The sequence below is a fragment of the Halomicrobium urmianum genome, assembly GCF_020217425.1.
Lineage (GTDB): Archaea > Halobacteriota > Halobacteria > Halobacteriales > Haloarculaceae > Halomicrobium > Halomicrobium urmianum.
This window is the reverse complement of record NZ_CP084090.1, coordinates 1417296-1429756: the sequence shown is the minus strand read 5'-3', so window position 1 is coordinate 1429756 and position 12461 is coordinate 1417296. Positions and strand designations below refer to the sequence as shown.

Here is a 12461-nt window from a genome sequence, read left to right as displayed (position 1 = left end):
AGCAACCGAATATGGCCGAAATCGATCACTCAGTCGCTTCTGATCCCGGTACGGTCCCATTTCCTCCGACAAATGGCTTCCTTCCGTCGTCGGAGACCTTTTGTCTCCGGACGCGAACCGTGGTCCCATGCGTTCCCGCCAGCGGGTGCTCGCCGGGCTGGTCGTCGCCACGGGGCTGGCGACGGCGATTCTGCTCTGGGGCGTGGTCTCGACGGTCTTCTTCGCGATAACGGTCGCGTACGTCCTCTACCCGCTGCGCCGGCGTCTCGTCGACCGTGGGTTCGGCCGGCGGACGGCCGCCGCGGCGAGCACGAGCGTGGCCTTCCTGGCCGTGGCGGTGCTGATCGTCCCGCCGCTGTGGTCGCTGTACCGCCGCAGGCGGGCGCTGCTTTCCTACCTCCGGTCGCTCCCCGATAGCGTCTCCGTGGAGCTGTTCGGGACCCCCGTGAGCGTCGAACTCGGGACGGTCGTCGCCTTCCTCCGCCGGTCGCTCGCTGACCTCGCCGTCGCGGCGGCGGGCGAGACGCCGGTGCTGGGACTGAAGCTGTTCCTGTTCGCGCTGCTGGTGTACGCGGTCCTGCTGCGCCCCAGCGCGGCCCCAGCGGTGGTGTTCCGGACCGTCCCGGAACCCTACCACGACGTCGTCCGCCAACTCCACGTGCGGGTCCGGGACACGCTGTACGCCATCTACGTCCTCCAGGGGGCGACGGCGCTGGGCACGTTCGCCATCGCGCTGGTGGTCTTCTGGGCGCTGGGCTACGAGGCGGCCTTCGGGCTGGCCGTCGTCGCCGGCATCCTCCAGTTCGTCCCCGTTATCGGTCCCAGCGTCCTCGTCGCCCTCGTCGCGGCGACGGACCTGGTGGCCGGCGACGTGACCGGTGCCGTGACCGTTGCGGTGCTCGGCTTCGTGTTCGTCGGGTTCCTCCCGGACGCGGTCATCAGACCGCAGCTGGCGCCGCACACGGCGGACATCCCGGCGAGTCTCTACTTCGTCGGATTCACCGGCGGCGTCCTCTCGGTGGGCCTGGTCGGCTTCATCGCCGGCCCGCTCGTCGTCGCGCTGTTCGTCGAGACGGTCGACCTGCTGGTCGCGGACCGGTCGACGGCGGAGACCCGGCCCGGCTGACCGCGTACGGACCGTCGCCGATCAGTACCGGTCGGCTACCCGTCGCCGGGCGGTCGAACCGGCGCGCGGCGACGACAGCCCGTCTCAGGCGGTCTCCAGCGGCCGCCCCTGCCGCTCCCACTCGGTCAGGCTGCCCTCGTAGAAGGCCACGTCGTCGAAGCCCAGGTGCCGGAGGACGACGTAGGTGTGGCTGATCCGCCGGGCGGTGTTGCAGTACAGCACGATCCGCTCCTCCGGGGCAATCCCCCGCTCGGTCAGGATCTCGCGGACCTCGTCCTCGGGCCGGAGCCCGCGCGTCTCGTCGTCGACGAGGGTCTGCCAGTTCAGCCGGACGGCGCCGGGGATGTGGCCCTCGTCGTACTCCCGCTCCTCGCGGGTGTCGACGATGACGGCGTCGCCGCTCTCGGCGGCCGCGGACACGGCGTCGGCGTCGATCAGCGGCGTCTCCGCGGGCGGGTCGACGGCGTAGTCGGTCGGCTCCGGCTCGGGGACCTCGTCGGTCGTCTCGTGGTCGAGTTGCCACGAGGAGAAGTCCCCGTCCAGCAGGTGGAGCTTCGCGGGGTCGTGGCCGAACAGCTCCAGCGTGACCAGCAGGCGCGCCGCGAACACGCCGTGGGTGTCGTCGTAGGCGACCACGTGGTCGCCGTTTGCGACGCCGGCCTCGCGCATCAGGTCCGCGAACGCGCCCTCGTCGGGGAGCATCCCGGCGCTGCCCTCGCCGCCCTCGGCCGCGTGGGCGTCCGCGCGGTAGGCGTCGAACGGGACGTTCACGGCGCCGGGGAGGTGGCCGATGCCCTCGTACTCCCAGGCGTCGCGGACGTCGACGATCCGGGCGTCCGGGTGTTCGCGCACCCACGCCGCGGAGACGATGTCGGTCATCACCTGCGACTTTCCCCTCCGCGGGCTTGAACCTGTGTGTCTCGATCCGCTACCGCGCGGCTATCGCGCACCGCCGTGACGCCCCGACCGTCCGTCCGACCGGCTGCCGCCCCGCTCGTGTCGGCGACTGGGCGGCTCGAAGATAGGGGCAAGGATTTCCGTAAGGTGCGTGGTTGGTACGCGGCACAGGGCCCGCCTCCCCCCGTCCCACCCGATTCGCCGAACTCGCGATGACACCGTGAGTCACAGTAGTCGCGTCTGGAATCCGCAGGTTCTGCCGGAAAGGGGGAGGAGTGGCGGACCATGCCGTCATAAGCAGGGGTATAAGAAGGGGGCGCGTACGTGCGTGTGCAACTATGAGCGACTACGCCAACGACGTCCTCGTCTCCGCGGATTGGGTCGAGGACCGACTCGACGACTTCGAGAGCGACGACTCTGATCTGCGACTCGTGGAGGTCGACGTCGACACGGAGGCCTACGAGGAGGCCCACGCCCCCGGCGCGATCGGTTTCAACTGGGAGACCCAGCTCCAGGACCAGACCCGGCGGGACATCCTCTCGAAGGAGGACTTCGAGGACCTGCTCGGTAGTCACGGCGTCAGCGACGACGACACCGTCGTCTTGTACGGCGATAACTCCAACTGGTTCGCCGCCTACACCTACTGGCAGTTCAAGTACTACGGCCACGACGACGTCCGTCTCCTCGACGGCGGCCGCGAGTACTGGCTCGACAACGACTACCCGACCACCGACGAGGTCCCCGAGTTCTCGGAGGCGGAGTACGACGCTTCCGGCCCGCGCGAGTCCATCCGCGCGTACCGCGACGACGTCGAGAACGCCGTCGAGAAGGGCCTGCCGCTCGTGGACGTCCGCTCGCCCGAGGAGTTCTCCGGCGAGGTCCTCGCGCCCCCGGGCCTGCAGGAGACCGCCCAGCGCGGCGGCCACGTCCCCGGCGCGAAGAACATCTCCTGGGCGGCCGTCACCAACGACGACGGCACGTTCAAGGACTTCGACGAGCTGCAGGAGCTCTACGCCGAGGAGGGTATCGACGGCGACGAGACGACCGTCGCCTACTGCCGCATCGGCGAGCGCTCCTCCGTCGCCTGGTTCGCCCTGCACGAGCTGCTGGGCTACGACGACGCCGTCAACTACGACGGCTCCTGGACCGAGTGGGGCAACCTCGTGGGCGCGCCCATCGAGACGGGCGAGGCCGAGTAAGCAGAGCGATCGAGGCCTCGCTACGAGGCGGTGACCGCAGGGAACCGCAGAGCACGGCGAGGCCGAGAGAACGACTGCGCACTCGGCCTCGTGGTGGAACGGCGAGCGCTCCGCGCGAGCCGTGGAACCGGGCGAGTAACGCGTAGTCGTCCGAACCGCTTCTTTCGAGCCCGAGGTCGGGTAGCTGTGCGCCGTTCCTGACCGAGATTGCGCCGCTCTCTGCGCGCGGACCGACGTTCATCACCGTTTTCGCCGTACTAGAAACGATGGGTACCAGCGACCAGTTCGCCGACGAACTCGAGGGCGCGATCAACGAGAAGACGCGAGGCGAGGACGCCGAGCCGACGGATCCCTTCGACGCGAAAAACGAGTGGACGAGCCATCTTCCGAACTAATGGACCGTCTCGAGGCGAGCGGCTGGGTCGCTACTCGTGCCCGATGATCGGCTGCGGCTCGTAGGGCTCCTCGAGGTAGGCCACGTCGGAGGCCGACAGGTCGACTTCGAGCGCCTCTACGGCCTGTTCGAGGTGCTCGACGCTGGTCGTGCCGACGATGGGCGCGTCGACGTAGTCGTTCTGGAACTGCCAGGCCAGCGCGGCCTGGGCCATCGTGATCCCGTGGTCGGCGGCGACCTCCTGCAGGCGCTCGTTGATCTCCCGGCCGCCGCCGCGCTCGTACTCGGGCGTGGGGTTGTGGAAGTTCTCGGGGTCGCCCCGCTGGGTACGCTCCAGTTCGTCGAACGGGCGCGCGAGGAAGCCCTGGCCCAGTGGACCCCACGGGATGACGCCGATGTCTTCCTTCTCACACGTGGGCAGCACGTCCCGCTCCTCCTCGCGATAGGCGAGGTGGTAGTGGTTCTGCATCGTCTCGAAGGAGACCAGGTCCTCCCGCTCGCTGGTCCGCAGGCGCTCCGCGAGCTGGTGGGCCCACATCGAGGAGGTGCCGACGTGACGGACATCGCCGCGGCGGACGGCGTCGTCCAGCGCCCGCAGCGTCGTCTCCGGCGGCGTGTCCGGGTCGACGCGGTGGGTCTGATAGAGGTCGATCGTCTCCATCCCGAGGCGGTCCAGCGAACCTTCGAGCTCCTGCTCGATCGTCTTCCGGGAGAGCCCGTCGGCGTTGGGGTGGTCGCCGCCGGAGGAGAACCGGACCTTGGTGGCGACGACCTGCTCGTCGCGGTCGTAGTCGGCCAGCACCTCGCCGAGGATCTCCTCGCTCTCGCCGTCGGAGTAGGCGTTGGCCGTGTCGAAGAAGTTGATCCCGAGGTCGACGGCGCGCTCGATGATCTCCCGCGATTCGTCGCGGTCGAGCATCCAGTCCTCCTCGCTGCCGAAGCTCATGCAGCCCAGGCAGATCTTCGAGACTTCCATGCCGGTCGAGCCGAGGGTGGTGTACTCCATACCCCGCGCCATGACCGGGGGGATCAAAAGGCTGGTCCCCGCAGACCCGGTAGTGTTTAGTTAGAAGCATTGTGCCAGCGAGCGAAACTCTGGAGCCAGTTTTCGGCTGTTTCTGGTTCGACGTGGCTGAAGCAATTCGAGAACGATGAGGTTCGGCGCTTGCGTTCTCGAAAAATTCGTTCGATAGCATTCCGATTTCCGTGGCGGGATATCTGAAATCGAAGGCCTATTCGTTGGAGTGCAGTTTGGAGGTGTTGGGCGCCATCAACGAGAAATTCGGCTGTTTCGACGTCGTGTTTCTGCTGGAGTTCGCGGAAAAATATTTCGGTGAGAGCGGTGGTCGTCGTCGAAAAAAGCCGGACGTGAAGCAGCTCGTTCGTGGCAGGATCGCCAGCGGCGTACAGCCAGAATTGCTGATCGTTGATCCGAATCACCGTTTCGTCGATCGCGATCTGATTCGGCGATTTCCCTGATTCTGGCTGTAAATCGGCTTTCTGCACCCAATCGTGGATCGCTTTCCGCGATCGATCGACACCCAGCTGGCGAGTAAATCGACGGTATTCGACAGCGATAGCCCCGCAACGTGCGATCGAATACCCAGCGCCATCGCCGGCTCGGGTGTCCGCTCGCGCTCCACAAAACCCAAATCAATCCAGTCGCTACTACCACTGAGGCGGGCGATTTCTGGCATGGACACCAAGAAATTCACCCGCCTCACTTTTCACGCTTAACTAAACACGACCTGCAGTGAAGGCCGAACGCTGAAGTCCCGTCACGACGCGTGCCCCCGTGCGGGCGCCGACGGCGCCCGCACGGCTCAGTATCCGCCGCCGTCGCTGAAACAGCGCCCGCACTTGCTCGCCTGCCGATCCGAGACGGCCCGGTCGACGTCGATCCGGTCGAGCCGGTCGTCCGCGACGTGCCTGGTGGCACCGCACGCCGTCGTCGCGGTCGCCTTCCTGTCCCGGTGCTTGTGAACCGTGTTCGTCGTCGTGTTCAGAATTCCATCCATGGTGTGCGGTAGCGTGTAACTATCAATAGAGCCGTTCCCAAACCACGTTGGGTCGGTGACGACCGGCGGCCGGGCCGCTCGCTCGTTCGACGGTCGCTCCCCGCAATCGAACCCGTCAGAGTACCGTCGAAAAGGCTAATTGCGGTCCGATTGACCGTGGAACCGATGCGAGAGGATCCCCGCTGCCCGCACTGCGAGGAGAAGGTCAGCGCTACGGCCGCCTGGTGCATGCACTGCGGGCGCGACTTCGAGTCCCCGGTAGACGCCGAGGGCGGGGGCGCGCTCGATCAACTGCTCGGGTCCGCGGTGACCGACGCCGGGACGCCCGGGTCGAGCGCGTCCGGCGAGGTCAGCGACGTCGACGACGTCCTGTCGGTGCTGGACCGCTCCGAGGAGACGCGGCAGGGGCTGGTCGTCGCCGCCGCCGGGGTGACCTGGTTTCTGGTATCCGCCGTGACCGGCGTGACCGCGGGCGTCGCGCTCCTGGCCAGCGCCGCCTTCGGTTACTACCTCTACCAGCTGGACGACGCCGCGACCGTCCTGGTCCGGAGCGTCTACGGGGCCGCCGTGCTGGTCGTGGCCCTGCGGGTGTTCTTCGCCGCCTCCAGCGGGGGCGGCCTCCTGGCGCTACTCGACGGCGGCGCGCTGGTGGTCGTCGTCGCGCTGGTCGTCGCCGGCCAGTGGCTCGACGGCCGGATCGACTCGCGGTCGTCCCGGTGGTGACGATCGACGGGAATGCGGCGAGTAGCGCGGGCTGAGGTGGTATTAAGAGCCCCCGCACCCTGCGTCTCGTCGGACCGATGCCCGCAGATCCGCGCTGCCCGGAGTGCGACGGGAAGGTCAGCTCCCGCGCCGGCTACTGCATGCACTGCGGTGCCGAGTTCGACGAACCGAGCGTCGGAGACGATGGTCCCGCGCCCGGAGGCGAGGACGACTCGCTCGGTGCGCGGGTGTCCGTTCCCGACGTCGGGGCGAGCGTCGAAGCGGCCGTCGGCGGCGGCGCGGGCGACCGGCCGTCGACGGGCGCGAGCGGCGGCCCCTCGCCGGGAGACGCGAGCGGAGCGGCGGCGAGCGACGACGCGCCGCTGCTCGATCCGGACGGCCTCGCCGACGACGCGCTGACGCTGGTGGCGGGCGTCGGCTTCGGCGTCGTCGTCGGCGTCGGCGCGGCGCTGCTGGGCCTCGTTCTCACGCGGAGCGTGTGGAGCCTGCTCGTCGCGCTCGCGCTCTGGCTGGCCGGGACCGGCTACCTGATCACCCGCCGGAGCGTCCACGAGACGGCGCGGCTGGGTTGCTACGCCGTCGCCGTCCTTGTGGTCTGCGTGCCGACGATCGTCCTCACCGACGCGGCCAAGGGCGGCACGTTCGCGGGACAGGTGCTCCTGTTCGCGATCGCGGAAGTGCCGTTCGGAGCCGTCGCCGCGCTGATCGCCGGGACCGGCTACTGGATCGGCAAGCGAGCGCCCACTGGCGAGGAGGCCGAGTGAGAGCGGGAGTCGTCAACGACCCGCACGAGACGGCCGGTGCGCCGCGGGCGAAACAGCATCATAACTACCATACCGTCCGGTCGAGAGGTACGCCACACTAGGTGGTTTCCGTGACCGAGAAACGCGAATACACGGGGGAGTACCCCGACAAGACGCTGTACATCCCGGGCCCGACCGAGGTGCGCGAGGACGTCATCGAGGAGATGAGCCAGCCGATGTTCGGTCACCGGATGGACCGGATGACGGACCTCTACACGACCGTCGTCGAGGACACGAAGGACTTCCTCGACACGGACAACGAGCTCATCGTCCTCACGGCCTCGGGGACCGAGTTCATGGAGAGCGCGATGCTCAACCTCGTCGACGAGGACGTGCTGGTCACGACCTGCGGTAGCTTCAGCGAGCGCCAGGCCAACGTGGCCGAGCGGCTGGGCAAGAACGTCGATACCCTCGAGTACGAGTGGGGTCAGGCGGTCAAACCCGAGGACGTCCGCGAGGCCCTCGAAACCCGCGACACCGACTACGACGCCGTCACCTGCGTCATGAACGAGTCCTCGACCGGCGTCCGCAACCCCATCGAGGAGATCGGCGACGTCGTCGCGGAGTACCCCGACACCTACTTCGTCGTCGACGCCGTCTCCGCGCTGGGCGGCGACTACGTCGACATCGACGAGCACGGCATCGACGTCATCTTCACCTCCGTCCAGAAGGCCTTCGCCATGCCGCCGGGACTGGCCGTCTGCGTCGTCAGCGACGACGCCTACGAGCGCGAACTCGAGAGCGAGTCCGCCTCGTGGTACGGCGGCTTCCAGCGCTCGCTGGACTACTACGACCGGAAGGGCCAGACCCACTCGACGCCCGCCATCCCGGTCATGCTGGCCTACCGCAAGCAGATGAAGTACATGCTCGAGGAGGGCCACGACGCCCGCGACCAGCGCCACCGCGAGATGGCCGAGTACACCCGCGAGTGGGCCCGCGAGCACTTCGACATGTTCCCCGAGGAGGGCTACGAGTCCCAGACCGTCTCCTGCATCGAGAACACGCAGGGCATCGACGTCGCCGAGACCATCGAGGCCGTCTCCGAGGAGTACGACTTCGTCTTCTCGAACGGCTACGGGTCGGCACTCGGCGAGAAGACGTTCCGCATCGGCCACATGGGCGAGCACGACGTCGAGTCGATCGAGGCGCTGACCGACGCTATCGAGGACGTCGCCGGCCTGTGACCGACCGCCGCGATCACTGGTGCCTTGGCCGGGACCGAGCAGCGCCGGCCGGGAGTAGTGCGCTTTAAGCGTCCGGGCCCGCGTCCCAGTCACATGACTGCCGTCGACGACCCCGGACTCCGCGACAACCCATACGTCGAGGACCCGCCGACGGAGTTCGACCCCGTCGCGGAACTGAGCGAGGACGAGGCCCGCGAGCAGGCCGAGCGGCTCCGCGAGGCCGTCAGGTATCACGACCACCGCTACTACGTCGAGAGCGACCCGGTCATCGGTGACCGGGCGTACGACGCCCTCTTCTCGCGGCTGTGGGACCTGGAGGACGCCTTCGATCTGGACCGGTCGGGCAGCCCGACCCAGCGGGTGGGCGGCGACCCGCTGGACGAACTCGGTGAGGTCGAGCACGTCGCGCCGATGCTCTCTATCGACCAGGGCGGCGAGGAGAGCGAGGTCCGCGAGTTCGACCGCCGGGTCCGCGAGGGCGTCGGCGAGGTCGAGTACTTCTGCGAGCCGAAGTTCGACGGCCTCTCCGTGGAGGTCGTCTACGAGGACGGGGTCTACCAGCGCGCGGCGACGCGGGGTGACGGCGAGGTCGGCGAGGACGTCACCGAGAACGTCCGCACCATCGCCAGCGTCCCCGAGCGCCTGCGCGGCGACTACCCCGACTTCCTCGCGGTACGGGGCGAGGTGTACATGCCCCGCGACGCGTTCAACGAGTTCAACCGCGAGCGCGTCGAGGCCGGCGACGACGCCTTCGCCAACCCGCGCAACGCCGCCGCCGGGACGCTCCGCCAGCTCGACCCGTCGATCACCGCCGAGCGTCCGCTGTCGATCTTCTTCTTCGGCGTGCTGGACGCCTCGACCGAGTTCGAGAGCCACACCGGGATCCACGAGCGGCTTCCCGAGTGGGGCCTGCGGGTCACCGAGCGCATCGAGACGGTCGGCGACGTCGACGCCGCCGTCGACTACCGGGACCGTCAGCTCGAGGCGCGCGACGACCTGAACTACGAGATCGACGGCGTCGTCGTCAAGGTCGACGACCTCGACGCCTGCGAGGAGCTCGGGTGGACCGCCCGGGCGCCGCGGTGGGCCTTCGCCTACAAGTTCCCCGCGCGCAAGGAGCGCACCACCCTGCGGAACATCGCCGTCCAGGTCGGTCGAACCGGCCGCCTGACGCCGGTCGCCCTGCTCGACCCCGTCGAGGTCGGCGGCGTGACGGTCTCCCGGGCCTCGCTGCACAACCCCGCGCAGATCGAGGAACTGGGCGTGAACCGCGGCGACGAGGTCCGCATCAAGCGCGCCGGCGACGTCATCCCCGACGTCGTGGAGGTCGTCGAGAAGAACGCAGAGGGCACCTACGCGTTCCCCGACGAGTGCCCCGTCTGCGGCAGTCCTGTCGAGCGCGACGGCCCGATGGCCTTCTGCTCGGGCGGACTCTCCTGTCCGGCCCAGCGCGAGCGGGCGATCCGGCACTACGCCAGCCGCGACGCGCTGGACGTCGAGGGCCTCGGCGAGAAGGCCGTCGAGCAACTGCTGGAAGCGGACCTGATCGAGTCGCCCGCGGACCTCTACGAACTGACCGTCGACGACCTGGCCGACCTGGAGGGGTGGGGCGAGACCAGCGCCCGGAACCTCGTCGCCGCCATCGAGGGGACCCGGGAGCCGTCACTACCCGACTTCCTGACCGCGCTGGGCATCCACGACGTCGGCTCCGTCGTCGCCCGCAACCTCGCCTACGAGTTCGGCGACTTCGAGTCGATCCTGGCGGCCGCCGGCGCGGGCGATCTCGCCGGGAAAGTCGGCGACGGCGGATCGACCGGCCCCGGGACCGTCGACGGCAAGACCGCGACGCTTTCCGCGTTCGTGGAGGACGACGGGAGCGGGGACGGCGAGGGCGACGGCGACGCGGACGGCGACAGTGAGAGCGACGACGCCGACGCCGCCGTCGAAGCGGTCGTGGAGGACCCCGAGGCCGCCCGCGAGCGGTTCCTCGCCGTAGAGGACGTCGGCCCCGAGGTGGCGGACTCCATCGTCGAGTTCTTCCAGAGCGAAGGCAACCGCGAGGTGCTCGCGGCCCTCCTCGAACACGTCCACCCCCAGCCCGCCGAGGAGACGGGCGGCGACGAACTCGACGGCGAGACGTTCGTGTTCACGGGCTCGCTGGACGGCTACACCCGCAGCGAGGCACAGGAACTGGTCGAGCGCCACGGCGGGTCCGCCACCAGCAGCGTCTCCAGCAACACCGACTACCTCGTCGCGGGCGACGACCCCGGCCAGAGCAAGCGGGACGACGCCGAGGCCGAGGGCGTCGACATCGTCGACGAGGAGAAGTTCGAGGCGCTGCTGGAAGAGCGGGGCGTGCTGTAGCCGGCGGCGTTCAGTGCGTACTGTTCAGTCCAGTGCCGCCGCTGTTCGGCTGGAAAACGGGGAGATAGAGAGCCGGAGTTAGAAGGGGGCTTCGGGGCCTTCGTCGTCGTCGTCGCCGATCGAACCGCCGCGGGAGTCGCCGGGCATCGACGGGCTCATGCCGCCGGCGCCGCCGGCCATCCCCTCGGAGCCCTCCATGCCGGTGTTGGCGTGGACGGTGTCGATCTCCGGGATCTCCTTGGTCATGCGGGTCTTGATCGCCTGGATCGTCATCGGCGAGATGCCACAGCCGGAACACGCGCCGCCCAGCTGGATCGTGACGCTGCCCTCCTCGCGGTCGATCTCCTGAATCGCCGCGCTGCCGCCGTGCATCTGGATCTGCGGGAAGTTGCGGCGCAGGAAGTTCGTGATCCGCTCGCGCAGGTCGTCGTCGCCGCCGTCCTCGGTCTCGGTGCTCATAGTACCTACCGGTAGTCCGCGACGGGGCTTAGACCTTTGGACTCACATCTTTCTCGCCGTCGCTGGACAGTACACGTTCCGTCACGGAACGTGTTCGACGGCGTCTCGCAGCTCGTCGGTGTCCGCCCACTCGTGACAGCGGTCGCCCGTCAGGAGCTGTTGTACGTGCGAGGCAGCCATGCCGTTATCGTACCGCTCGCGTTCCTCCTCGTCGTTCGGGTAGCGCCGCTTCAGCACCCACACGTTCTCCCGGTACGAGGGCGCGAACAGCAGTCCGAGCTCCCAGACGTAGCCACCGTCGAAGTCCTCTACGACCCCGACGATGTGGGTCGCCATGCCGCAGAGAATATCAAATACGCGGTGCCAGAGCCGAATCTCCTCGGGCGTGAGCCCGAAGTCCTCCAGCTGGAACGCGACTGCGGGCGGATTCCTGCGCGCGTCGAGGAGATCGTAGACGATCGTCCGTCGTGTCGCAGCGCCCGTCTCACCGCCCGCCCCCGCGACCAGGTATCGCCTGTCGTGACCCTTGATGCGGGTCATCTGCTCGCCGTTGACGAGGTCCTTGACGCGCTGGTGCTCGCTGGGTGTGAGGCTGACGCCCTCTATTTCGGCCAGAATCTCCTCCTCGCTCGGTATTGCCGGCTCGTCCCCTGCCCCCAGTTCAGGCCCGCCGTCGTCTGAATCCATCAATCGGACGCGGAATTGGCACCTATATCAAATATTCGTTCTCCGTCTGATTAGTTACGATACCGTCTGCGATATCAAACTCATCTCAGTGAGAGTATTTATGGTAGTGGCGAACTAAGTCACGAGTATGAGGCCCGACACGGAGAGCGCCGGTTCGGGGCGCGGTGCCCGGGGTGTCGCCAGCGAGGGGTTCAGCGAGTGGCGAGCGCTCCAGAAGGCGACCGACAAGAAGCGGGCGGACATCCTCGCGGACGTCGTCGGCCACCCGAAGGGAGCGCCCAGCGTCGAGGAGCTGGACTACATGAATCCGCCCCTCAGCGAGGACGCCATCCGCCGTCACCTCCGGACGCTGGCCGACGTCGGCGTCGTTCGGGAATGCGAGTTCGAGCCCGGCGAGCGCCTCCGGGACTACCCCTACAAGTTCTACGCGCTCACCGAGGACGCCCGGGAACTGTTCGACCGCAACGGGCTGTTCCCGGAGGAGGCGTGGCGGCGCCAGTACCAGTCGGTCGAGAAGACGCCCCGGATCCGGGAGATCGAGGAGATGCCGCGTCCGGCGACGACCCGCGAGTGAACGCACGCGTTCTGCGGATGGAAGCGATCGGAG

13 protein-coding genes and 1 pseudogene are annotated in these 12461 nt (G+C 68.2%); 8 read left to right on the top strand and 6 right to left on the bottom strand.

The genetic code is table 11. From position 1 onward, the window contains the following. Positions 1–127: 127 nt before the first annotated feature. A complete protein-coding gene (locus LCY71_RS06890; RefSeq protein ID WP_225335624.1) occupies positions 128–1126 on the top strand; it encodes an AI-2E family transporter in 999 nt (332 codons plus the stop codon). Between the two features lie 84 nt (positions 1127–1210). Here LCY71_RS06890 and LCY71_RS06885 read toward each other — a convergent pair whose 3' ends face one another. Next, a complete protein-coding gene (locus LCY71_RS06885) occupies positions 1211–2005 on the bottom strand; it encodes a sulfurtransferase (RefSeq protein ID WP_225335623.1) in 795 nt (264 codons plus the stop codon). Between the two features lie 356 nt (positions 2006–2361). Here LCY71_RS06885 and LCY71_RS06880 point away from each other — a divergent pair, with 356 nt between their 5' ends. Further along, positions 2362–3222, top strand: coding sequence for a sulfurtransferase (locus LCY71_RS06880; protein ID WP_225335622.1), 861 nt, complete (start codon positions 2362–2364; stop codon positions 3220–3222). 266 nt (positions 3223–3488) lie between these two features. Then, positions 3489–3617, top strand: coding sequence for a hypothetical protein (locus LCY71_RS21395; protein WP_263654239.1), 129 nt, complete (start codon positions 3489–3491; stop codon positions 3615–3617). A 30-nt stretch (positions 3618–3647) separates the two neighbouring features. On the opposite strand, the gene LCY71_RS06875 is transcribed toward LCY71_RS21395, so the two are convergent. The 3 genes and pseudogenes from LCY71_RS06875 to LCY71_RS06865 form a co-directional block, all read right to left on the bottom strand. Next, a complete protein-coding gene (locus LCY71_RS06875) occupies positions 3648–4622 on the bottom strand; it encodes an aldo/keto reductase (protein ID WP_225335621.1) in 975 nt (324 codons plus the stop codon). A 56-nt stretch (positions 4623–4678) separates the two neighbouring features. After that, a pseudogene (locus tag LCY71_RS06870) lies at positions 4679–5313 on the bottom strand (IS6 family transposase). Between the two features lie 126 nt (positions 5314–5439). After that, positions 5440–5634, bottom strand: coding sequence for a hypothetical protein (locus tag LCY71_RS06865; protein ID WP_225335620.1), 195 nt, complete (start codon positions 5632–5634; stop codon positions 5440–5442). 165 nt (positions 5635–5799) lie between these two features. Here LCY71_RS06865 and LCY71_RS06860 point away from each other — a divergent pair, with 165 nt between their 5' ends. The 4 genes from LCY71_RS06860 (at position 5800) to ligA (ending at position 10708) form a co-directional block, all read left to right on the top strand. Then, positions 5800–6357 (top strand): hypothetical protein, encoded by a 558-nt coding sequence (locus LCY71_RS06860; RefSeq protein WP_225335619.1) that lies wholly within the window; start codon positions 5800–5802, stop codon positions 6355–6357. 77 nt (positions 6358–6434) lie between these two features. Next, positions 6435–7121, top strand: coding sequence for a hypothetical protein (locus LCY71_RS06855; protein ID WP_225335618.1), 687 nt, complete (start codon positions 6435–6437; stop codon positions 7119–7121). A gap of 110 nt (positions 7122–7231) precedes the next feature. Next, on the top strand, positions 7232–8344 hold the full coding sequence (locus tag LCY71_RS06850) for a pyridoxal-phosphate-dependent aminotransferase family protein (protein WP_225335617.1): 1113 nt from the start codon (positions 7232–7234) through the stop codon (positions 8342–8344). A gap of 93 nt (positions 8345–8437) precedes the next feature. Then, positions 8438–10708 carry an NAD-dependent DNA ligase LigA gene (gene ligA, locus LCY71_RS06845; protein WP_225335616.1) on the top strand — a complete coding sequence of 757 codons (2271 nt, stop codon included), beginning with the start codon at positions 8438–8440 and terminating at the stop codon, positions 10706–10708. 78 nt (positions 10709–10786) lie between these two features. Here ligA and LCY71_RS06840 read toward each other — a convergent pair whose 3' ends face one another. Both LCY71_RS06840 and LCY71_RS06835 read right to left on the bottom strand, forming a co-directional pair. Further along, entirely contained in the window at positions 10787–11167 is a 381-nt protein-coding gene (locus LCY71_RS06840; RefSeq protein ID WP_225335615.1) for a NifU family protein, read from the bottom strand. Positions 11168–11248: 81 nt separating this feature from the next. After that, on the bottom strand, positions 11249–11854 hold the full coding sequence (locus LCY71_RS06835; RefSeq protein ID WP_225335614.1) for a DUF8170 family protein: 606 nt from the start codon (positions 11852–11854) through the stop codon (positions 11249–11251). Between the two features lie 127 nt (positions 11855–11981). Here LCY71_RS06835 and LCY71_RS06830 point away from each other — a divergent pair, with 127 nt between their 5' ends. Then, entirely contained in the window at positions 11982–12428 is a 447-nt protein-coding gene (locus LCY71_RS06830) for a helix-turn-helix domain-containing protein (RefSeq protein WP_225335613.1), read from the top strand. Positions 12429–12461: the final 33 nt, after the last annotated feature.